This is a genomic window from Nitrospirales bacterium (assembly GCA_031315865.1).
Lineage (GTDB): Bacteria > Nitrospirota > Nitrospiria > Nitrospirales > UBA8639 > JAGQKC01.
In genome coordinates this window covers 3,274,504-3,297,721 of the sequence record JALDRJ010000002.1, presented here as the reverse complement: position 1 = coordinate 3,297,721, position 23,218 = coordinate 3,274,504, and the positions used below count along the sequence as shown (strand labels likewise).

19 protein-coding genes and 1 pseudogene are annotated in these 23,218 nt (G+C 50.6%); 6 read left to right on the top strand and 14 right to left on the bottom strand.

The window, feature by feature from the left end; genetic code table 11:
* Positions 1–28: 28 nt before the first annotated feature.
* The 5 genes from MRJ96_14990 to MRJ96_14970 all read right to left on the bottom strand — a co-directional run bounded on the left by MRJ96_14990 (position 29) and on the right by MRJ96_14970 (position 6,776).
* Positions 29–817, bottom strand: a complete 789-nt coding sequence (locus MRJ96_14990) for a cysteine hydrolase (GenBank protein ID MDR4502747.1) — start codon at positions 815–817, stop codon at positions 29–31.
* A 128-nt stretch (positions 818–945) separates the two neighbouring features.
* Positions 946–2,433: a lactonase family protein gene (locus MRJ96_14985; GenBank protein MDR4502746.1), complete on the bottom strand. Its 1,488-nt coding sequence runs from the start codon at positions 2,431–2,433 to the stop codon at positions 946–948.
* Between the two features lie 302 nt (positions 2,434–2,735).
* Entirely contained in the window at positions 2,736–3,128 is a 393-nt protein-coding gene (locus MRJ96_14980) for a hypothetical protein (protein MDR4502745.1), read from the bottom strand.
* Positions 3,129–3,211: 83 nt separating this feature from the next.
* Positions 3,212–3,844, bottom strand: coding sequence for a cytochrome P460 family protein (locus tag MRJ96_14975; protein MDR4502744.1), 633 nt, complete (start codon positions 3,842–3,844; stop codon positions 3,212–3,214).
* A gap of 523 nt (positions 3,845–4,367) precedes the next feature.
* Positions 4,368–6,776, bottom strand: a complete 2,409-nt coding sequence (locus tag MRJ96_14970; GenBank protein ID MDR4502743.1) for a sigma 54-interacting transcriptional regulator — start codon at positions 6,774–6,776, stop codon at positions 4,368–4,370.
* A gap of 683 nt (positions 6,777–7,459) precedes the next feature.
* On the opposite strand from MRJ96_14970, the gene MRJ96_14965 reads away from it, so the two are divergent.
* On the top strand, positions 7,460–7,750 hold the full coding sequence (locus tag MRJ96_14965; GenBank protein ID MDR4502742.1) for a Tn3 family transposase: 291 nt from the start codon (positions 7,460–7,462) through the stop codon (positions 7,748–7,750).
* Positions 7,751–8,086: 336 nt separating this feature from the next.
* Here the strand turns inward: MRJ96_14965 and MRJ96_14960 are convergent, their stop codons facing one another.
* Positions 8,087–8,821 carry a tyrosine-type recombinase/integrase gene (locus tag MRJ96_14960; GenBank protein ID MDR4502741.1) on the bottom strand — a complete coding sequence of 245 codons (735 nt, stop codon included), beginning with the start codon at positions 8,819–8,821 and terminating at the stop codon, positions 8,087–8,089.
* Positions 8,822–8,923: 102 nt separating this feature from the next.
* On the opposite strand from MRJ96_14960, the gene MRJ96_14955 reads away from it, so the two are divergent.
* The 4 genes and pseudogenes from MRJ96_14955 (at position 8,924) to MRJ96_14940 (ending at position 12,545) form a co-directional block, all read left to right on the top strand.
* Entirely contained in the window at positions 8,924–9,223 is a 300-nt protein-coding gene (locus MRJ96_14955) for a helix-turn-helix domain-containing protein (protein ID MDR4502740.1), read from the top strand.
* A complete protein-coding gene (locus MRJ96_14950) occupies positions 9,220–10,428 on the top strand; it encodes a type II toxin-antitoxin system HipA family toxin (protein MDR4502739.1) in 1,209 nt (402 codons plus the stop codon). The genes MRJ96_14955 and MRJ96_14950 overlap by 4 nt, the downstream gene beginning before the upstream one ends.
* 38 nt (positions 10,429–10,466) lie before the next feature.
* Positions 10,467–11,240 carry a hypothetical protein gene (locus tag MRJ96_14945; protein ID MDR4502738.1) on the top strand — a complete coding sequence of 258 codons (774 nt, stop codon included), beginning with the start codon at positions 10,467–10,469 and terminating at the stop codon, positions 11,238–11,240.
* Between the two features lie 60 nt (positions 11,241–11,300).
* Positions 11,301–12,545: pseudogene (locus tag MRJ96_14940) on the top strand (IS256 family transposase).
* A gap of 268 nt (positions 12,546–12,813) precedes the next feature.
* Here MRJ96_14940 and MRJ96_14935 read toward each other — a convergent pair.
* From MRJ96_14935 to MRJ96_14925, 3 genes are read right to left on the bottom strand one after another with little or no spacing between them, the layout of a single operon-like run.
* Positions 12,814–13,140 carry a helix-turn-helix transcriptional regulator gene (locus MRJ96_14935; protein ID MDR4502737.1) on the bottom strand — a complete coding sequence of 109 codons (327 nt, stop codon included), beginning with the start codon at positions 13,138–13,140 and terminating at the stop codon, positions 12,814–12,816.
* Between the two features lie 3 nt (positions 13,141–13,143).
* Complete coding sequence (locus MRJ96_14930) at positions 13,144–13,497, bottom strand: type II toxin-antitoxin system RelE/ParE family toxin (protein MDR4502736.1); 354 nt, start codon at positions 13,495–13,497, stop codon at positions 13,144–13,146.
* A gap of 60 nt (positions 13,498–13,557) precedes the next feature.
* Complete coding sequence (locus MRJ96_14925; protein MDR4502735.1) at positions 13,558–13,797, bottom strand: hypothetical protein; 240 nt, start codon at positions 13,795–13,797, stop codon at positions 13,558–13,560.
* Between the two features lie 273 nt (positions 13,798–14,070).
* Here MRJ96_14925 and MRJ96_14920 point away from each other — a divergent pair, with 273 nt between their 5' ends.
* Positions 14,071–14,286 carry a hypothetical protein gene (locus MRJ96_14920; protein ID MDR4502734.1) on the top strand — a complete coding sequence of 72 codons (216 nt, stop codon included), beginning with the start codon at positions 14,071–14,073 and terminating at the stop codon, positions 14,284–14,286.
* 74 nt (positions 14,287–14,360) lie between these two features.
* Here the strand turns inward: MRJ96_14920 and MRJ96_14915 are convergent, their stop codons facing one another.
* From MRJ96_14915 to MRJ96_14895, 5 genes are all read right to left on the bottom strand, one after another.
* Positions 14,361–17,444, bottom strand: a complete 3,084-nt coding sequence (locus MRJ96_14915; GenBank protein MDR4502733.1) for a Tn3 family transposase — start codon at positions 17,442–17,444, stop codon at positions 14,361–14,363.
* Positions 17,445–17,757: 313 nt separating this feature from the next.
* Positions 17,758–18,558 (bottom strand): SAM-dependent chlorinase/fluorinase, encoded by an 801-nt coding sequence (locus MRJ96_14910; GenBank protein ID MDR4502732.1) that lies wholly within the window; start codon positions 18,556–18,558, stop codon positions 17,758–17,760.
* A 1-nt stretch (position 18,559) separates the two neighbouring features.
* Entirely contained in the window at positions 18,560–19,036 is a 477-nt protein-coding gene (greA, locus tag MRJ96_14905) for a transcription elongation factor GreA (GenBank protein MDR4502731.1), read from the bottom strand.
* 22 nt (positions 19,037–19,058) lie between these two features.
* Positions 19,059–22,316, bottom strand: a complete 3,258-nt coding sequence (gene carB, locus MRJ96_14900; protein ID MDR4502730.1) for a carbamoyl-phosphate synthase large subunit — start codon at positions 22,314–22,316, stop codon at positions 19,059–19,061.
* A gap of 32 nt (positions 22,317–22,348) precedes the next feature.
* Positions 22,349–23,194 carry a M48 family metallopeptidase gene (locus MRJ96_14895; GenBank protein ID MDR4502729.1) on the bottom strand — a complete coding sequence of 282 codons (846 nt, stop codon included), beginning with the start codon at positions 23,192–23,194 and terminating at the stop codon, positions 22,349–22,351.
* Positions 23,195–23,218: the final 24 nt, after the last annotated feature.

Genomic DNA, 23,218 nt, shown 5'->3' with positions numbered 1-23,218 from the left:
CACCGCGTGTCAGCGATCAACTCTCTTATTATTTCGTCGCGCTGGCATCTTTCATTTTCTTCGCTGCAAGCAGCCGCTTGATGATTTGATCCGTCGTGACGACTTCATGGGCGATATATTCATAATTGATGAGCGCTGCCTTCTTGGAGTAAGGCCCAGCTCCAGCCGTGGCATCCGCCACGATAATGACTTCAAATCCATTTTCAATGGCATCTCTGGTATGTGACTCCACGCACAAATTAGCGGACATGCCCGCCATGATGATCGTCTCGATACCGTATTCCCGTAGTTGAATTACGGCGTCGCCGGTCCAAAAATTGCTCAATCCCTTATGGGAATTCATGACCACTGTGTTGTCGTCTGGCTTGAGTTTGGGATGAAAATCATGTCCCCATGTGCCTTGGATGAACATCTTCTGCTGAAACATGAGTTTGTCGATCGCATTCAGGCTTTTCCAATGCGCGTAATCCATTTTGGTATACATATGGGGCGAGTAAAAGACCGGAATGCCTACGGTCTTCGCCGTATCCCGCAGCTGTATTTCATGCTCCACAACTTTGCTCGAGACGACCTGTCCTCCGACCAAAGCCCAGGCCCCGCCTCCCTCTGACAGGAAATCGTTCTGTGGATCGGTGATGAAGATCGCGGTCCTTGCTAAGTCAATCTCGAGTGTTTCTTTGGGCATAAAGTCTTGTTGGTAGACATAGCCATGCGGGGTGATTCCACGCTTCACGTCCGATATGGACGATTCATTGGCATACCCCAAACTTGGAGCAAGTACCGCAACAACTATGACGATCATCTGTTTGATTCTCATGCTTACTGTCCTCCATGAATAAGTTAACCGTACATTTTTCGTACACCCGTTGAATTCCGAGGTCTATACGACGCTATTCATCACCATTGCTTTGCGTACTCGCTGGCTTTGAGAACGCGACAATGCGCCTACCGATCGAGGATGACGATTCCCTGAGGTCGTGAGTGGCTAGGAAGCCCATCCTTCCTTAAGTCGCGTGAATCTACGAGCGTTAACAGACCTGACTCTTCGACTTTGAACATATGCAAAAAATTACCTTCGGAACTCTTGTTCTCTGGCGTCTGATTAATACGTTGGTTGATGACGTAGAAAAACTTTTCGGTCGGATCGAGAGCCATTTGAAAGGGCGTGCTCCCTGGCTGCAAAAACATCCGATTGTTGATAAACGACTCACCAGGCAAGGGCGTCTGAACACGCCCTATCTCCACCGGCCGCTCGGCTTTCTCGCCTGAAATGTCATAGATCGAAATTGATCCCGATTTGTCCTTGGTTTCCTGCCTGTTGAGGTTATTCACCGCATACAGACGGGTCCCGGCTCGATTGGTAAGAAGCCAACAAATGTCTTGCCCGCCGTTTGGGACCGAGGTGACAAACGTCAGCTTGCCTTCGCGGGAGTAACGGAAGACACCTAATTCATTGCGGGTGACGAATCCTACATAGAGGAGATTTTTGGTTGGATGGTCCCATAGTCCCAAAGGAAGGGAAGGGACGCCAGGTGCACCTTCGTAGAGATGCCCAGGATCTGTTTCAGGCAACGTCACACGGTCGGTCTCTATGAGATGCCCGGATGCATCGAGCGTGAAGGCGTGCAATTGCCCCTGGACTTTCTGTTCACGGCCAGCGAGCCATGAGCGTGCCCCGTCTCCGTCAAAATCCGCGTCAACCTGGAAATCGTTCCCGAAGGCGATCCGGTTATGAAGAGTTGAAAACAACACCTGCGTCGGCTTGTGGGCACCTTCGACGTCTATGGACGAGAGAAACGTGAGCGTTCCATCGTCATTCACGCGGAAGGAAACGTAATTGGCTTTTGCCGCGCCTCGCAGCTGCTCTAATTGATGATAATCTCCATTGCGATTCGATACAAGCAGGATATTCCCAGAGACCGAAAGACTATTCGGACCGATGCCTCTCGAAGGAAAGGGAGATCCTTTCACGTGACGCAGCGAACCGTTTTCCAATACCTTGAACACGGCAATCGTGTTGCTATGCGTGTTGACCGCGAATAAATACTTTCCATCTTCGCTTAAGGCGAGGGGCGTATCATTATCGTCCGGCCCGAGCTTTCCATGGGTGTCATTGTTGATTCCTGTTCCACCCGTCAGAAACGGGCCCTCGGGCAATGGTGTAAGCTTTCCGTCTGCATGTCTAGAATAAGCGACGATAGAATTTTGTCCCTCATCTACATGATTGCTCTCGATGTACAGGAATCGCCCTTCCGCCGCATGCGCAGACAATGATTGGCTCAGAAATCCAATCCATAGCAAAACGAACCCCAAGACAATCAAACGATTGAATCGTACGGATCTGTCGTCACGCAACGGCATGACTCTTGAGGCATGGGATGGCCATTGATGATTCTCAGTCCGCTCTCCCAGCCTGAATGCAGGTATTTTCATGAATGTACTCCTTTAATATGTCGCTCAATATGTCGTCCTCGTTCTCTCAAAAACGTATGTCCGCTATTATTAATAATGTTTCCCACGATCTCTGCTCTAGCTCAAAGTCTCAAGTTCAATTGACGTTCTCGTCCCTAAGCCAATGGGTTGAAAAATGGAATTGAAGCTCCCCTGAGCTTGGGGAGCTTCATCCATACAACAATTACATATTTGACGGTGGTGAGTGCCGACACTTTCGATGATGTGATGCGACAGTCATCGATGTAGGCTCACTCAGAAAGTAACCGGGCTCTACGACATCCTTAATGGATGTCATAGTCCGTATGGACACCGTTCTTCGAATGTACGATGGCAGAAACGACGCCATAGTTTTTTGAGACGAAAAAATCAAGATCGTAGAGCGTGCCATCCTCAGCGACAAAGTCTGCGCAGCTCACGAAATACGGGTTTTTTCTTCCCTTGACCTCCACACTGTCGTGAAAGGCTTTAAATTGTAGTTGTTTGAGCGTCCGTGTTTCGGGATCGAACATCGGGTATTTCCCATTGCCGTTTAATCGGATTTGCTCCTCAATATGCTTTCCCATGGCGTTTTGGATTGCATCTCGATGAGTCGTGGCAATTCCCGGATGCTCCGCCCATGCCACACTTGCCAACAGGCAGAATAGAAGACTCAGGTTGAATGCAGAATATTTCATCACTACCCCCTCTCTAAAGTTGTTACCGCAATGACCATGCGATTGCTGTGTGAACGTTGCAAGATTTCATGATGACAACCGAATTATTTTCCTCGTGCAGGCTTTGCCGCTCGAAGCACGGGATAATACTGAGTAAAGACCCAATCATCTTTGGCAAACGCTTGATGACAGATGTTACACTTTCCGGCTGGTTCGGCTTTGGCTGTCTTCTTCCGCGGCCCACCCTCATGATTGGTCCAACTGAAATAGGCCCAATTTCCAGGCTCATCCTTGAAGCGTTTCGAGTCTTTTATCGTCGCTTCGAGGCCGAGGTATTCACCCATGAAATAGCCGCTCCCACTGACAGCCTGCTTCGATCCCACGCTCGTCATTTCCTTAATGAGGATCGTCCCGTCGGGAAATGCTCCGGTTTTTTTGTAGACGTTGTAATGATCCGGATGGATATACACGCTGTGAAACTCCGGAAAGGAGGCTTTGCCATTATTCATATCGTTTGGCGTGACTGGCGTTCCGACATAAATCCATTCTTCTCGCCAATTCGAAGGGACGGCCCAATCCATCGGTTGAAGCAGTTCGTCTTTGTCATTGAAAGTATAGACGCGGTCGCCTTTGCTTTTGGCGACTGATGGAGTCGATAGAACCCCAAAAATGATCATGAGGCATCCGACCACTCCAAATATTGTGCGTAGGGATTGAGCGTACGATCGTGAAAGCATGATATGTCTCCTGTATTCAAGCTGGATATTAGACCCTCTCCATGTTCATTCTCGTCATCCTTCAGACCCGTGAGGGCAATCCAATCTGAAGGCGGTTCCAGTTTGGGGTAACCGTCTTATGCGACTAGTGTCTCGGGCATGAGTACCTCCTTTTCTTGCTCTTGAGCCCAGGATGTTGAAATTTCATCGATGATGACAATCGTGAGAGAGCTGATTCGTCATCAGTGTTGATGGCCTGTTGCGGATACAAATACTTTCGAGCTTTTTGTTGACGCAGAGTCGTTCGCCTGGATCAATTCTTTTCTCAATTTTGGGGTCGCAGCGCTGAAGGCCTTTATGAATCGAAGTGCGGCACAGCAGAGATGGGATAAGCAATACGAATGCCCACGAATCAAGACACTTGAGATGGCCCTCAAAGGCCTATGAATATTGGAGCTTATGACGAATTTGAACGTGTGGAGAAAATGGAGAGTCGAGGAATGTTTGCCATTATTTCGGCATATTTCCGAAATAACGGCAAAAACTATGAGTCTTTTTGTATGCCAAGTTTGTCTATCTTTGAGTCGAGCGTTGTGCGTTTAAGACCCAAGAGTTTGGCCGCCCCTTTGGGGCCGCTGATACGCCAATTGGTGACGTGTAATGCCTTGAGAATATGTTCTCGTTCGATGTCTTCGAGTGTGGGGAAAAGACCCGGATTGGCTGTCTCAACTGACGAGTGCAATCCTTCCACGTTCGCCAGATCTGTCCCTTCACTGATGAGCACGGCCCGTTCGATCACATGCTCAAGTTCTCGCACGTTCCCGGGCCAGTGATACGCACTGAGACTCGCCATGACCGATTCGGGAATTTTCGTAATCGATTTGCCAAGTTTTGTGTTATAGATTTGCAGGAAAAATTCTGCCAGCAAGGGAATGTCTTCTTTTCGATCTCGCAACGGCGGGATATGGAGGGTAAAGACATTTAAGCGATAGAACAGGTCTTGTCGGAACTGCCCTTGCTGCACAGCATGTGCCAACACCCGATTAGTCGCCGCAATCACGCGAACATTGGCTTTGATTGTCCGTGTTCCGCCAACGCGTTCGAATGCCCCGGCTTCAAGTACATGGAGGAGTTTCCCCTGGAGCGTCAGGGGCAACTCACCGATCTCATCCAGAAACAGCGTACCCTTGTGAGCAAGTTCAAACCGGCCGATATGCCGGGATATAGCGCCGGTAAAGGCGCCTTTTTCATGACCAAACAATTCGCTTTCGATGAGCCCGGCTGGAATGGCCGCACAATTGACCTTGATGAACATCTCTTTTTTTCGGTGACTCAGGTTATGGATGGCGCGAGTCAGTAATTCCTTGCCAGTTCCTGTTTCACCGGTCACTAAGGTCAGGGTATCGGTGGGAGCAACGGACTGTACGAGTTTAAAGATTTTTTTCATGGCCAGAGACTGCCCGACCATGTTCTGGAACTTCAGCTCGGTGTTGATTTCCTCCTGAAGATATTTTCTCGTCTGTTGCAGTTTATTGATCGTGGCCTTTGCACGATATCGTTCGGTTAGGTCACGAAGGATGATCGTAAACAACCGTTTCCCTCCCACATTGACTTGGGAGAGGGACGCCTCTAGGGGTATTTCCTTCCCATCGCCACGAAGACCGTAGAGAATCGGCAGCTGTGGGACCGGAGTCTGAGGCTCATGCGAGGCATCAGTGCGCTGAATGTATTCTTGGAGGACCAGACGAAAGCGTTCGGGAATAAAGCGAGCAAGCGAGTACCCGATGGCGTCCTTCTCGGAACACTGAAACATACTTTCGGCGGCTTGGTTAAACACGGTGACCATCTGATGTTCATCCACGGTAATGATCCCATCCATGGCAGACGCCATGATATGCTCAAGTTGTTCCTTGACCGCGCGTATGGCCGTCTCCGCGGACTGCCTTTGGAGCTCCGCAGCGGCGCGCGCCGCGAAAATTTTCAGGACCGGTAACGAGTGAGGTTGAATCGAAATGGGGTTGTGGTCGAGTATCGCCAGATGCCCTATGACTTTTTCCGATGGATCGGTTATGGGAATGGCCAAATAGCTTTCTACCTGCAATTCGTCCAGGTGGCGGTCGTGGGGGAAATGGGAGGATACGTTTTCAGGGAAATGGCAAACTTTCCCATTTAAGATTCGTTCGCAAGGCGTATGTGCGATATCGTATTCAGTGTTTGGGATAATTCCGTCCGGTGTCCAAAACGCGAGGGTACGTACACGGGAACCACGTTCCCTCAGCTCCGCCACAAATGCGTAGCGCGATTCAAAGGCGGCGGCCACGTGTTCAACAAGAGAACGGAAAAAAGCTGGGCCAATCGTTGAGGTCGTTCCTCCTGATACTTGCTGAAGAATCTGTTCCGCACGCTCTCGTTGAATGATCCATTGCTGTTGAGATTCACTGATTTTTGTGAGCTTGTCCGTTTGCTCGTCGCACAGGCGTTTGAGTTCTGTGTAGGCCTGTTGCATTCGGCACTCTTCTTCCTTGCGTAGGGAAATATCTATGGTCGAGCTGACATACCCGTCAATCGTATGATCAGTTTTCTGCCATGGAACTCCAGTTTCCAACACCCATCGATAATCGGTGCCGGCGTGCCTGAGTCGATATTCCATGGTATACGGATGTTGTCTGTTGACCGCAGCCTGGAAAGTCTCACGATAGGCCGGAATATCGTCAGGATGCACGCCGTCCATCCACCCATTTCCTAACTCCTGCTCTGGGGGGCGTCCCGTAAAGTCTAACCACTGCTGATTGACGAATGTGCATTTCCCGTCATCGTCTGACACTCGAATCAAGACCGGAGCACGATGGGCTATAATGCTGAGTCGATCAATCGCCTCATGAGCTGTTGAATCGTGTTGATCCATTTGACGAAGATTGTTTGCGCGTACCTTGCTGCTTTCCGACTCGTTCATTCATCAACACGAACGCTTCGCGTCGCACTTCAAAACGTTCATTCCCGTATGCTCTTTTTACCATACGAAATGCCTACGGCAGGTTTCGAGACACGCGCTTGAGATGAAACCCCTTTTATCGGGATATCCGTGTTGCAGAGCGATGGGGCAAATCCAGATGGTACACTTTGTGAAAAATCATTACCGTATTCTTTACTCGATGTCCAGCCTCATAGGGGCGAAAGCATGGAGGCGCCTGTGGCGCGCGATCGATCCTTCTTCTTAGTTACCATAGAAAACATGGCAATCATATAGGTAATTTACTGAAAGTGTGGCAATCCTTTCATGACTGAAAAAATGGTCCGTCCGCTAGGTTGGAATTTCAGTCACACAGCATTTGAAATTCTTTGATTTTTTACCGAGTTATAAGATTGAGGCCGGATATGAGGGAAAGCTAACACCGGTGGCTGCATCAACAAGAATTGTATATCGTCATGGAAAAGTTCGCCACGTCATCGATGATGATCCAAATATTGCCCTCTTGCTCTGATGCTCTCATGAAAGGGAAAGCCTCAACATGCAGATTCAGTACGGAAGAGTACTCGCGGCAAGCTATTGGCAAATCAGGTGTCTGAGCCATTGACTGTGAGTTTACTGGATCGTTCACCGTAAACAGTGAAGGTACGCATCGCTTTACCCGCGCCATCTCGGTCGGCAATCCTCGAGAATTCCTCGAAGTGGATAAGCAGGAACAGGAAATTGCGGAAGGCTGTAAACGTCTCATCAAAAATGCCATCATTTGTTGGAATTATCTCTATCTCTCCCAGAAGCTTGAGGAAGCCAGCGAGAGCTCTTATCATGAGACGTTACGGCACGCGATCCGCCATGGGTCGGTGGTCTGCTGGCAACATATCAATCTGCTCGGGGAATACGATTTCTCGGAAGAACGACTGCAAGACTCCGTGGGCATCAAGCCCCCGAAACTCACGGCCTAAACGAGCCTCAAAAACGGAGGACGCACTTGGACAATTCGCTCACGATATCAACGCGTTAGCAAAAATCCTATGCAACTTTTCCTCCTTTTGTTGGGTTACACCCAAAGCTCTTGAGGACTCTGGTATTGAAATCAGAAATGTAACTCCAGAACCCAGTGCGACCGTTCCGAAAGGTCAGGTCATCAGTCAAAACCCGGAAGGCGGATCAGTCGGCAACTTTCCAGTAGCCGAACAGACCCTGCTCGGCATCGATAGCGTAAGACCGGAAATTCCCTTTCTCCGGATTTTTCGCTTCAAGTTTGATGTGAAATCTCCCTTCCATCTTATTGTCCTCCTTCATATTTTGACGCGCTTGGCTAATTCAAGCGCCGCTCTTTGATCGACCCCCAGATAATGAGCCGTGCTCCCGATGTTCTTGTGTCCCAGTAGTTCCTTGCAGGCTGCCAGATTATGTGTGGCGTCATAAATGGCGGCTGATTTTGAGCGCCGCACGGAATGGGTGCTATGGGTTTTGGGATTCATGCGGGCGAGATAACACCAGTTTTTTACCAGATTGGCATATTGTTCGCGGCTGAGGTGCTTGACGGAAGGTTTGTTGCCGATGCTGGTCCAGAGATAATCTTCCGGGCCCTTGCCGGAGGCAATCATCCAGTCAGCGACCGAGTCGCGGGTATCCGGTGTCAGGGCAACCACATGACCTTTGCTGGTTTTTTTCTGACGGACCGTAAACTCATGAACGACATCACCATTGTGATCGGTGACATCGATCACACGTAAGGGTAAAAGATCAGACGCACGCAGCATCGTATCGATACCCATGTTGAACAGAGCCAGATCCCGGATTTTTTTCTCGGCAACCAGCAAGGATCGGATCAGGCCGGCCTGATCAGGGGTAAAGGGTGCCATCTGACCAACGGCTTTATCCTTGTTCCATGGGTCATTCTCAATTTTTGCTTTTCTATTTTTATTCATAAAAGCAAAAATAGCACAGGTTAAAAGAGATGTAAGTCGTTGTTTTTCAATAAATATCAATTTTGGCTTTTGTCTAAAGCAAAAATTGAAACTATCCATAATGTATAAGAGGGGACTTGCCGTTATATATGCAGTAGCATATTTTAATTTTATATTATATGTTATAGCATATACTATGCTAGTATAGACTATAAGGAAGAGATGAAAGAAATTGCTGAAAAATTGAAGAAGGCCCGCAAGGAAAAAGGGCTGACGCAAGCGGAGCTGGGTAAAAAGATGGGGCTGCCGCAAAGCCATATTTCTAAGATTGAAGCGAGCGAGGTGGATTTGCGCCTCTCCAGCCTGCAGGAAATGGCCCGCCTCCTTGATCTGGAGCCGATGCTGATCCCGCGTGCCTTGACCCCGGCTGTCCGGTCCGTCATATCCGGCCGTGCGAAGGAGCGGAAACCAGCCTGGCAGCCTGACAGTTTATCTGAAAGTGATGAAGAGGAACTGGCATGACAAGCGTACTAGACATTTTTCTGAATGAGCGGCGCGTCGGCGTGTTAACCCTGCTCCCCGGCGGCCGGAACCTATTTTCCTTTGATGAATCCTATGCAGATGATCCCAAGCGCCCTGTATTAAGCCAGTCCTATTTTTCCGCAGAGGGAGATTTACTCACCCCTCCCAAGGCCTATAGCGGAAAAGTGCCGCCGTTTTTTTCGAACCTCTTGCCGGAAGGACATTTACGCGCGTATCTGGCCGAACGTGGCGGCATAAAGCCGACCCATGAATTTTATCTTCTCTATCTGTTGGGAGAAGATTTGCCCGGCGCGGTGATTGCCAAACCGGCAAAAGGGTTTTCGCTCCCACGGAAAAAAGAAGAACAGGAACGATCTGAAAGCAAGGAAGCGGAGCAGCCTTTGCGCTTTTCTTTGGCGGGTGTTCAGCTGAAATTCTCCGCGCTGATGGCGCGTAATGGCGGTCTGACCATCCCGGCAAGCGGCATGGGCGGCAACTGGATTGTCAAACTGCCGTCACCGGCCTATGACAACATCCCGGAAAACGAATACGCCATGATGCATATGGCGGCGGAGATTGGGATCCCCGTCCCGGAAACAAAACTGGTTCCTCTATCCGACATTGTCGGCCTGCCGGATTTTGGGAAGTTAAGAGGTAAGCAGGCGCTTGCAGTCAAGCGTTTTGATCGTACGGAGGATGGCAAGCGCATCCATATCGAAGATTTTGCGCAAGTCTACAGCGTTTTTCCGGAGAAAAAATATGAAGGCGTCAGTTTTACCAATATCGCCGGGATGGTCTGGACGTTGACGGGCGAAGAGGGTTTGCGGGATTTCATCCGGCATCTGGCCTTTACGATTCTGACCGGCAATGGCGACATGCATCTAAAAAACTGGTCTTTCATTTACAGGGACGGGCGGACGCCGGAACTGTCCCCGGCTTACGATTTGGTTTCCACAATCCCTTATATTCCGGGCGACAAGCTGGCTCTAAAATTTTTGAATACAAAGGATATGATGCTGTGTGATTTACAGCTATTTGAAAAGCTGGCGGAAAAGGCCGGGTTGCCAAAAAAACTGGTGTTAGACGCAGCGGGGGAAACAGCAGAAAAAACTAGGGAGGCCTGGAAGAAAAACAAGGCCCACTATGCTCTGCCCTCTGAAATAGAGGAAGTTATTGATGGACATATGAGCAGCGTGGTGCTTTAAGAAATCTGAAAAGACTATTACGACCGAGATCATAATCTATGAAGCAGGATATAGACAGTATTTTACTCAAATATTCCCCCATAAAGGCTAAAAAAATAGCCTCAGAATTGGGGATCAGTCGCAAGGAAGTTAATTCCTTCCTGTATGATCATCCGGAAAGATACCAACAAGATTCTGAATACAGGTGGTCTTTAATAAAGGGCAAAGAATTAGTTTTACCACCTGAATGGGTAACCGGAGATAACTTTGAAATAATTCTCAAACAGGCTGGTGATCTTATCACCGAAGACAATCAAAACATCAAAATTAATTTTTCTTCTGGTTGTAAGACGATGATTGATTGTATCGAGAGATTGCTTGCATTAGGAAATCAGCTAGCCCGCTTCGGTAAAAACGTAACTATGGATTTTTCTAATGCTGGAGAGACAAGAGCATATCTTAACCGCTCAGGGTTCTTTGATCATTTGGATGAACATGTCGTTGTTCTTCCAGATCGTCCTTTGATATCTGCGGCACAAAAATATCAGGGGCAAAGTGATACACTTGTTGAATTTGGAACTATTGATACCAGTGCAACAAATGAAGACCTAATTGAAGAATTAACAAATAAATTTATTCAACAATCCTCCGAAGAATATCGGGTCGCGGCTTTTACGGTATTTGGTGAGCTTATTGGTAATGTTCTAGAACATAGTGATACACCACTACATGGTTTTGCAGGTCTTCAAAAATATGGCGGCAGCAGAGAACACATTCAGGCGGTTATTTCTGACAGTGGAGCTATATTCGAAAGTAGTGTTTGGATGAGTTGAAAAGACGCGGCGTCTCGGGTTGAAATGGGTGTTGCGACACATCCACAACTCAACCAGTAGATGAATCAGCGTAGCAAAACGGAGCAGGAAGATCGAGGAGCGAGCGACACCCTGACAGCCCTCATGCGGATTGGCGCCCAGAAACTCATGGCGCAAGCCCTGGAAGCCGAAGTGGCGGCACTCGTGGATACGTACAGGACACAACGCGATGAGCACGGGCGTGCGGTCGTTGTGCGTAACGGCCATCATTCAGCACGCGCAGTACAAACGGGGATTGGCCCGGTCACGGTCCAAGTGCCCAAAGTGCGGAGTCGTCAGGGTAAGCCGGTGACCTTCCGGTCGGCTTTGGTGCCGCCCTATGTCCGCAAGACCGCGAACTTGGAGGCGGCGATTCCGTGGTTGTATTTGAAAGGCATCTCGTCGGGGGAAATGCAGGCCGCCCTGGAAACGTTAGTTGGCCCTGAGGCCAAAGGCCTCTCGGCCAGTACGGTCTCCCGGTTGAAGCAGACCTGGCGGGAGGAGTATGAAGGCTGGCGTCAGCGACGCCTCGATGCGGACCACTGGGTGTACATCTGGGTCGATGGCATCTATAGCGGCCTGCGGGCGGAGCAGCACCGATTGTGTGCATTGGTCGTTATCGGCGTGAACGCTCGAGGCGAGAAGCACTTCTTGGCGATTGATGATGGCCTCCGCGAGTCGACACAGAGTTGGCGGGAGGTGCTCGTGCATCTCCAAGCGCGGGGGCTGCATGCGCCAGAGCTCGCCATTGGCGATGGCGCGATGGGCTTCTGGGCCGCGTGAGAAGAACTCTATCTGAGTACCCGACAGCAACGCTGTTGGTGCCACAAGACGCGGAATGCTCTGAATGCGCTCCCCAAGAGTGGACAGGCGAAAGCGAAGCGAGTGCTACATGACATCTGGCAAGCGGACACCAGAGCCACGGCGGAACGGGCCTTCGACGTGTTTGGGAAGACCTATGAACCGAAGTATCCGAAGGCGACAACGTGTTTGCAAAAAGATCGGGAGGAGCTCCTCACGTTCTATGCGTTTCCAGCCACCCATTGGCAGAGCCTACGAACGACGAATCCGATTGAATCGACGTTCGGCACCATTCGCCATCGGACGAAACAGGCCAACGGCTGCCTCACGCGAGACGGCATGCGCCACATGATGTTCAAACTAGGCCAGTGTGCCGAGAAGACCTGGCGACGCCTTCGTGGTTTTCAGCAGTTAGCTCACGTGATCAAGGGCAGACAGTTTATTGATGGAGTTGAGGAAACGAGGAATAACCCAGTCGCCGCGTGAACAACAACGCAGACACCACTTTTGACAATAACTCCCTAACGTATGATCCTAACTTCTTCGTGTCTGGTGCTGTCTTATTTATTCGTTTCGGCAATCACTGTCTCGTCTTACCATAAACACAACAATACGTAAGACATTGGCGTAAAGGAAGGCAAAAGGCATTAAAAAATCACTACTAAGACTTTCCTGTTCACAGTGCCGAAATTTCCTGGAAGAAAAACCTGCTTGGAATATAAACGATTGGGCAGACACGCACAGAAAATAGTAGTTATTTTTGTTTGGGGGTATCAGAAAATCCAGCAATCTCCACAGGAGGACGGTCTGGAAACTGCGCGACTAGATTAAGGCTGCCACCCATTGCTTCCACGTATTTTCGTAAGGTAGAGAGCATCACGTCCGTGCGTTGTTCAAGGCGCGAGACACCGTCTTGCGAAATCTTAAGCTTCTTCGCTACATCTTTTTGAGTCAGTTCCCGTGCTTTACGGATTTCCTGTAACGCCATGTATTCCTCGACCATTTCCTTTGAACGTTTTGTTATCCGTTTTTGCCGCACCTTAGGAAGGCTGGAAATAACTTCATTTATTGTTCTGGCCATGATTTACTCTCCTTTCTGACTTTTGAGCCAATCCTTAAACCGCTCATCCGCTTTTTTAATCAATTGCTTGTAAAAGCGTTTCTGACCAGTCCCGGATTTATCACCTGCCACCAACAAAACCGCTTGGCGTTGGTGATCAAACGCGAAGGCCACTCGCCAAACACCGTTATCCGCATCAAAACGTAGCTCTTTCATATTCGAATACTTGGACCCTTCCAACGTATCCGCATGCGGTCTGCTCAGTTGAGGCCCAAACATTTCCAAGAGCCCTTTATGGCTTAAAATGGCGTCTTGAACATCGGCAGGCAATTCCATAAATTCTTCATCAAACGTCTCGTGAAATATGACCTGCCACATGTCCATAGTATGTATTATAATACATATGTTGTCAAATACATTATTTAGCCATTACTCCCTTTACCAACTTCTCTCCGTGCCCACCTCTGAAAAGTCCGATTCCGTGAGCCCATTTCTGAGGTCAGTAATCCCTTCCATTTCATTGGCGAGATCATACACCTGTCGCTCCAAATCTTCGTCATCCTGGTAGTGAAAGGTCAGCTCGTATTCCCAGCCATCTTTCTCAAGCTTTTTCGCGTCATAACGGGCAAGACACATGTCTTCGATGTACCGCTCTTGAGCGGTTTTTCCCTCGGACAAATTTGTTACTGTTTTCGACTCGCAGCCAAAGCCGTACTTTTGTGGTTTTTATGGTCAGTTATTCCCTCGCACGTTTGGCAGCATGATATGTGTTGTTCGTGTGTTTTTCTAGGCCACACTCCCCTGCCCCACTCGCGCCAGCAAAGCTAATCACTCCTGCGGCATTTGGTCCGTATGGCCATCTGTCTATGATGCGTTCTCTGCGCTGATGAATTTGGCTTCCGGTTTTGCTGAGAAGCCAATGTTCAATAGCTAACAGAAGGAGAAAACATCATGGCGACAGAACACAAAACACCACTTCATAAACTCAAAGTCGGCAGTGCCCAGGTTGCGATTTGGGAACAAACACCGGAGAAGGGAAAACCTTTTCTCACTGTCACGTTATCTCGGTCGTACAAGGATAAGTCCGATCAATGGAAAACCGGACATTCCTTTACCTTCGAACAGATCGAGTCCGCGATTGAGGGGTCCATACCCGAAAACGGATAAAAGGGCTCATTTCCTGGGGATAACTCGCAGTTCGCGAGGCAACCGCGAGTTATCTCTCCCAGTCAATCAACGAGTTATCGTTCTAACGCCTCCCTCAACCAGGATTGGTTTTCAGTGAGCCAAGTGGCAGGGAAAATCCCCACCGAGTCTTCCAACCGCGCATCGGAAAAATCGTACTCGCCTAAGAGATTTACATGCTGCCAAGAGATCGGGGATCCATGCCGAATGGCCTCAAGGAACAGGTGTTGGTGGGTGGGGTCGGCTGTTTGCATCAGTCGCTTTGAGAGATACACATAATTCCAACAGGTCACGGCATTTTTGATGAGACGCTTACACCCTTCTTCGATTTCTTGTTCGTCCTTCTCCACACTCAGAAATTCTCGAGGCGTTCCCACTGAGAGGGCCCGGGCAAAGCGATGCGACTGCTCCACTTTGTTGAGTTGTTGGGTGATCTGTTGCCGCAGTTCTACTTCATCGAAATACCGAAGCAAGAACATGGACTTGAGAATTTGTCCAAAGGCTTTCAACGCGCGATACAATAGGTGTTGGGCGGAATAGGAATTGAGCCGTCGGAACAGTGCGGAGGGCGTCGTGATTCTCAACTTGAGTGTCGCCACAAAGCGCAAGATGTCGTCCCAGTGCTCACAAATCAGGTCCGTGTTGATCGTGCCATGAGGTTTCAGGGCGAACGCAGCATAGCGTGCATGACGGCGAAGCTCTTTGAAGGCATAGAGCCGTTGCCGCTGAAAATTTTTGATCCGCGGCGCATAGGCAAATCCTAATAAATGCATGGCCCCGAAGACTAATTCACTATACCCATGCGTATTCGTTGAATGAATGGTACTGGGCAACCCGTCCTGATAAAGCAGGCCATCGAGGACATAGGCGCTCTCTCGTTCCGCCGCGCTAAGCACGGTGGAGTAAAAGAGGAGATGGCGTTCATCAATAAAACTATAGACACTGACGCCTTGGCCTTTGCCAAAATATTTATACGAAAAATTGGCATTCAGGGACTCGGCGGGGACTTCGAATTTCTGCCCATCACTCGAAGTCTGCAGCACGTCCTCGGACCGACGATAAATGTCCGGCAATGGCAGTTGCTCCACCATTTGGAGAATACGATCATTAGCGGCCCGCACCGTCGTGGGAGTGAAATACCAATGAACGGTATGCTCGACTTGCCCTTCCTGCACATGCCAAGAAATGCGGGCAAGCTTCCGAACCCCAATCCCACACCCCAGCCCCAGTACGCCCGCGAGAAACGCACGTGTGGGAGGACGAGACTCTCGAGGCTGGTAATGTCCATGTTTGAATTCGCTGAGAAAGTGCGTGAGCCGATCAACGGTCGCTAAAATTTCCGTTAAGGCGATATACTGTCGACCCGGAAAAAAGGTGGAGAGCGCCTCAGTGTTCACCATTGGTTGAGCCGGGGTTCGTACGACAAAACTGGCATCGGCCTTCTGGCTCACATGCGCATTCTGTTGGGCCAGAATATGCTCATTGGTGGTGACATACTGTCGCTGCAGGTGCGTTTCCAATGTGTGTAAGACCGTATGAGGATTCGTGAAGGCTTGAAGGCCCGCTTGCTTGAGGTATTCCTGACGATGCTGTTGCCATTGTTCACGACTGAGGAGATAGTCTTCGAGGGCGCGATATTTATAGGATTGGTTAAGATAGAGTGTCCCCGCTTTAATCCCCTGTTGCACATGAATAAACAGGAGGGCTTTATACAGGGAGACGCGAAAGGCCTGAGCAGGCGGGCTGACAGCCTTCCGTTCGGTGGCGGTGAGAAAGCGCTTGGGTGCCTCGCGACCCCAATCGCCTTTCGGGGTTTTCACATACCGAATCGCCGCCAGTAAGGCTTGATCCGTGCCCTGCCATGGGAGATGTTTCAAGATCGGCATCAAGCGAGCCTGCAGTCGAAGGGAGCGCCTTTCGAGCACAGTGTAATAGGCATCTTGGTGTCGCATCTCCTCCACACTGGCCTTCAGGGGAGTCATGGTCTCAACCAGTTGTTGCTGCGGTGTCTGGCGCGCCGCAAAGACCGTTTGAATCCGTTGGATTTTGTCACGATCTGAGAGGGTCGAGGATTCCGCAATCCGTTTGATCGTCTTAAAGGCGGTCAGGACATCCGTCTCCAGGATCGTGAGCAGCGTGGTGAGACTTCTCGACTGGGCCTCTCGCTTCTCGTAACAGTGTTCCATGTGTTCTCGCTGCACACTCGACAACAGAGATGGCAAGACGCTCAAAAATACATCAACAAGATTATCGTGCAACCGGAAATAATGGTGAATGGCAAATGTGAAGAGATGTAAGAGACGATCAGGTTCTGTTCGGCGCACGAGATCAAAGAGATCGAGTTTTAACGTGATCGTGGCATACTCGATGATCCCGGCTTGCGGAAGATTGAGGACTGGCAGCACGGGAGTAAGCAGCTGGTAGAGGGTCTGCATCTCCTCAAGATCCTTCAAGCGTATTTGGACTTTGGTGGGTTTGGTGGATTGCGACAACCGTTTCAATTGCCCCAGGCGATAACGTGCCGATCCCATGGGCTCCACGGAGGGATTGAGCAATGCGGCCAACCCCTCACGCATGGCTGGGGTCAACTGCGCACGCAAGCGTCGAGCGAGCATCAGTCGATACTGAGTCATCGTCGTGGCAATGAGACGGCTCAGATACCCGGAGCCCGGAATTTCAATGCGCTTCGCAGAGAGTTGTTCGACGAGCCGAACAAACAAGTGGCGCGGGGCCCAATGCTGTTTCACCAGACGCTGGACTTCGGCCGTGAGATATTGACGTGCCACGTGGTCGCAACGGCGAAACTGACAGAGGGTGCGAATGAGATGGCGGTGACGTGTTTGTGTGGGCTTCACATAAGACCACAGCTGGAGCTGCTGGACGTCCAATCCGATGATTCGTGTCACGTATTGGATATCAGATTCTCGGAAGAGGGCGCTCGGGTAAAAGCGATGCGTAGCCAGAAAATAGCCATAGCTGACGAGAAAGTAGACCTGATGGGTCGGTGTTCGTTGTCGTTTGAGCGTACGGATGACGTCTAAAGACGGATCAAAATAATGTTGCTGCTGAGCGAACGTGAACGTGGGCGGTGAGTCGAATTCTTCTCGTTCGACGGCACTGAGGACTTCCATTCTAGGCATCGCAACCTCCTTGGGTAAAAAAGGAGGTATTGTGATGCTCGAGTTTTCAAAGTTCGAGGCTCAAAGTCATGAATCGTAGCAGCGAGATGATGAAATGAATGGAAGAAAAGCCCAGAAGATTGACTAGGCAGGAACCGAAAATGAAGTTATCCCCAGGGAATGAGCCCTTTTATCCGTTTTCGGGTATGGACCCGTCAAAATGCCTGTGGCCTTGCTGGACGGACTTTTTGAACCGCCCCACAAGCAGTTAATGTAGAGGGGAATGGCTGTTGCGTTCTTCCGACTTCATAATGGGGCTGGCTTCGATTACCGGTTATGCGACTTCAATGCGTTGTCCGACTCGACATTCACACCGTTCGGCGGCGTTGCCCTGTCGAATGAAGACTTCTAACTGTCCGTTACTGTTGATCAAGGATTCCGGCAATCCTAACGCGCCCTCGGCATAATGGGTTTTGATGCCTGTAATCGTAAGATCGCCTAATCGCAGCGTCGCGGGTTCCTGTTTCGCCACCGAGCGGAATGTCTCGAGGTCATTGGGCGTGATGTTGGAGATGAGGTTGCCAAAACGGTCGATGTACAGAATCTTGCCAACAAGTTTTCCATTTTCCATTCTGGGTTCTGTTTTGGGAAGGGTCACGTAATTATGAACGAGCGGACCATACGATCCCGGCACTTGGCCTTTGGTGAGCCAGGCGGCGGCTGGCGAGAAGAGGTCCCGTCCGTCAAAGGTCGCCCCTTCGGAATCCAAACGGTATTGCTTATTCTCGATGACGCGAACTTCGACTGACAGCTCCTGTTCAAAAATATAACTGAGGACTCCATTATCGGGGGCTAAGAAAAAATAGCGGGAAGTCGATACGAGTAATGCGCGACGGTCGCTCCCGACGCCTGGATCGACGACTACGACATGAATAGTCCCGTCGGGGAAGTAGTGATAGCAGGATTTCAGATAGAAGGCGGCCTGCTCGATATTCTGCGGGGCAATGTCGTGTGATAAATCGGTGATGCGCGCCTGGGAATTAATGCCGAGGATAACACCTTTCATGCTGGGCACGAAGTAATCGCGTTGCCCAAAATCCGTCAATAACGTGATAAGCGATGTCGCAGATGCCATCTTACATCTCCTCAAACCAAATATCTTGAACTTCGTATTCGATCGTTCCGGCCGGTCGTTGAATTTGGACGATATCCCCGACGTGGTGTCCGATAAGCCCTCGGCCGATTGGGGACTGTACGGATATGCTTCCTGTTTTAATATCCGCTTCTTCCTGTCCCACCAACCGATACTGTTTTTCTTCACCGGATTCCAGGTCAGCCAGTTTGACCGTCGCACCGAAGACCACGGTCTCACTTGGCCCTGGGGTCACTTCAATCACTTGCGCTTCCGTTAACTTATATTCAATCTCGGCCAAGCGATTCTCGATGAACTGTTGTTGTTCCTTCGCAGCCTTGTATTCTGCGTTCTCCCGAAGATCTCCGTGTTCCCGGGCTTCTGCGATGGCTTGAATGACTTTGGGGCGCTCGACTTTGCGCAGACGGTCCAGTTCTTCTTTCAGTCCCTGATAGCCTTTCTGAGTCATCGGAATTTTCATCACGTACACCTATAGAACAACATCACTTATGATGTTTTAATGCGGCTTGATAGGCTTGCAGCGGGCGAACACGCAGTTTGCCCTTACGCATGGCTTCAATGCCAAGGACGGCGGCTTTTGCCGCAGGAATCGTCGTGAAATACGGAATTCCCTGATACAACGCTTCCTTTCTGATCGGAGCGGAATCATCCTGTGAAGCGGCGCTCCCGACCGTATTTACGACGACGCCGATCTGGCCATTCTTGATCACGTCCACGATATGGGGCCGGCCTTCCTTAATTTTGTTGACCGACTCCACGTCGATTCCCTGTTGGCGGAGAAACGCAGCGGTGCCGTTGGTCGCTTGAAGGGTGAAGCCTAGCGCGCGTAGCCGTCGAGCGATGTCCAACGTGCCTTCCTTATCGCTATCCTTCACACTTAACAGAACAGTTCCTGATTTGGGAAGAGCATTGCCAGCCGCCGCTTGCGATTTGGCGAACGCCCAGCCAAAGTCTCCATCGATGCCCATCACCTCACCCGTCGAACGCATTTCTGGGCCGAGCAGGACATCCACCGCCCCAAGCTTGGTAAAAGGGAAGACGGCTTCTTTGACGGACATATGAGAAAGCCGCGGGGTTTCCATGAAGCCAAGTTCTTCCAGGGATCGGCCAACCATGACTTTCGTCGCGAGCTTGGCCAATGGCACACCGATGGTTTTGCTTACGAACGGTACGGTGCGTGAGGCTCGCGGGTTGACTTCCAAGACAAAGACCTGATTTCCCTGGACTGCAAATTGGATATTCATCAACCCCACCACATTCAACGACTTTGCCAGGGCAATCGTTTGTGTTTTGATTTCATCGATCAATGATCCCGGCAAGGAATAGGGGGGCAGCGAGCAGGCTGAATCCCCGGAGTGAATCCCCGCCATTTCGACATGTTCCATGATGCCGGCGACCACGACATGATGGCCGTCCGAAATGGCATCGACATCCACTTCAATGGCCCCGTCCAGGTAATGATCAACGAGCAACGGATGCCGGGCAAGATTCAACGCATGAACATGCAGGTACCGTTCGAGCGAATCCGCATCGTAGAGAATCTGCATCGCGCGGCCACCCAGCACGTACGACGGTCGCGCCATCACGGGATACTGGACCCGTTCGGCGATATGGTGGGCTTCTTCAAAACTGAATGCCGTCCCGCTTTCCGGCTGACGTAACGAGAGATCAGTGATCAAGGCGCTGAATCGTTTGCGATCTTCCGCCCGATCAATGGCGTCCGGGCTGGTTCCCAGGATCGGCGCTCCGATTTTGTCGAGCGGCCACGAAAGTTTTAAGGGCGTTTGACCGCCAAATTGCACGATAATGCCAAAGGGGTTTTCTACATCAAGAATATGCGTCACATCTTCGACGGTCAGCGGTTCGAAATACAGGCGATCAGAGATATCATAGTCGGTGCTCACGGTCTCAGGGTTACAGTTGACCATGATGGTTTCAATGCCTTCTTCTTGCAGCGCCATGGCCGAGTGGACACAGCAATAGTCAAATTCTATCCCCTGCCCTATTCGGTTGGGCCCTCCTCCAAGAATGATGACTTTTTTGCGGTTCGAGACGCGAGCTTCGCAATGCGCGCTGTATGTTGAATACAAGTACGGCGTGTGAGCTTCAAACTCAGCGGCACAGGTATCGACGCGCTTATAAGTCAGGCGGAATGTGGCGTCAAGGGATTTTGCCACCTCTTGAAGCGATTCAGCGGAAAGCTCGAGCAGTTGCATCAGCCGTTCATCCGAAAACCCGAGTCGTTTCGCCTCCTGATAGAGTGGCGTCGAGAACGCATGACGTTGCGCGACCAATTCATGCTCAAATTCCACGAGTTGCCGGATTTCTTCCACAAACCAGGGATCGATGTGAGTGATCGTATGAATTTCCTCGACCGATAGGCCAACACGCAGGGCATCGGCGACTTGCCACAGCCGGTCGGCGGTTGGTGTTTGCAATGCGGCACGAATCTCAGCGGCCACTTCCGGGTCGGCCGGTTCTGTTTGATATAAACCCTCTAATCCATACAAGGAACACAAGCCGAATCGGTCAGTTTCTAGGGAGCGTATAGCTTTCTGAAGCGATTCTTTAAACGTCGCGCCAAGCGCCATGGCTTCGCCAACGGACTTCATATGGGTGGTGAGCGTCGGATCGCTTCCCTCAAATTTCTCGAACGTGAAACGCGGGATCTTGACAACGACATAGTCGATGGCCGGCTCGAATGAAGCTTTCGTCACCTTGGTGATGTCGTTGGTGATTTCATCGAGCGTGTACCCGACCGCGAGTTTTGCGGCAATTTTGGCGATCGGAAAGCCGGTCGCCTTGGAAGCCAGCGCGGAACTCCTCGAGACCCTGGGATTCATCTCGATGACGATTTGATCTCCGGTCTTCGGGTTCACCGCGAATTGAATGTTGGAGCCACCCGTATCCACGCCGATCTCACGAATGATCTGTACCGCCGCATTTCGCATGCGTTGATACTCTTTATCCGTCAGTGTCATGGCCGGAGCGACCGTGATGCTATCGCCCGTGTGAATGCCCATGGCATCGAAATTTTCTATGGGACATACGATCACGACGTTGTCCTTCAAGTCGCGCATGACCTCGAGCTCGTATTCCTTCCATCCGATGAGCGATTGCTCGATCAGCACCTGCCCGACCGGACTCGTCAGGAGCGCCCAGTCCACGAATTGTTCGTATTCCTCCCGGTTGTACGCGATATTGCCTCCCGCACCTCCCAAGGTAAATGAGGGGCGAACGATAGCAGGAAATCCGATGGGCTCGATGAGTTGAATGGCCTCTTGTCGTGAGCGGATGGATCCGCTGAGTGGAACCTTGACGTTGATTCGCTCCATAGCCGCTTTAAACGCTTCCCGGTCTTCGGCTTTTTGAATCGCCTCATACGACGCCCCAATCGTACGGACACCGTACTTTTCCAGGATGCCTTTCTGGAATAATTCGACCGTCAGATTCAGAGCTGTCTGCCCTCCCATCGTGGGGAGCAACGCATCGGGGCGATCCTGTTCGAGAATGCGTTCTACGACTTCACAGGTAATGGGTTCGACGTAGGTACGATCAGCCAAATCAGGATCGGTCATGATTGTCGCGGGGTTACTATTGATCAAGATCACCTCAAAGCCTTCTTCTTTGAGCGCCTTACAGGCTTGGGTGCCTGAATAGTCGAATTCACAAGCCTGTCCGATCACAATGGGCCCGGAGCCGATGAGTAAAATGCGGTGAAGATCAGTTCGTCGTGGCATAGTCGTAAGTACTCGTACGCGAGAGTGCCGTCTCAGCTTGCTTTCTTCAAATCAGGGGAGTCGGCCTGAGGATGATAAAATTCGAGAGCTTTGGGGAGCCAGGCCTCGATCTGATTGATCCGAGTCACGTCAGATGGATGGGTCGACAGAAATTCCGGGACGGCTGCGTTTGAACGGAAGCAAAATCGTCCGATCATTTTTCGAGGACACCCACTCATCCGTTCCCAGAACTTGACGGCCTCTCGTGGATCGTATCCGGCTTTGGCCATGAGCTGGAGGCCGACATAATCAGCTTCCGATTCCTGTTTCCGTGAATTGGGTAAGGCCACTCCCACCCCGTATGCGGACATCGCTCCGATTGCGACCCCCGGGTCAACGCCACCAGCCGCTGCTCCGGCGAGGGTGCCAATTTGCGCGATTTGCTCAAGAATACCGGCACTGTAGCGTTCGGCTCCGTGCCGCTGTAACGCATGGGCTACTTCGTGGGCCATGACGGTAGCGAGCCCGGCTTCATTTTTCGTGTACTTCAATATTCCTGTAAAGATCGCGACTTTTCCGCCAGGCAACGCAAACGCATTAATCTGTTCATCATCTTGAATCACCGCGAACTCCCAATGGTATGTGGGCTTATTGGCCGCGGCAGCAATTCGACGTCCCACCCGATTCACCATCAGCGTAATCTCAGGGTTGGTACTGAGGGGAGCGCTTGCTAACACTTCGCGAAAGGCCGATAACCCGAGCGCAATTTCTTTTTCTTCCGAGATATAAATAAATTGATCTCTGGCCGTACCTGGAGCTTTTTGACAGGCGTTGAGGGCGAGAATGACTATTAGGCAGACCAGGGGTTTGGGAAGCGACATGTGTGAGATTGCAGGCATGTGAATCGTCAAACCGGAACCCCT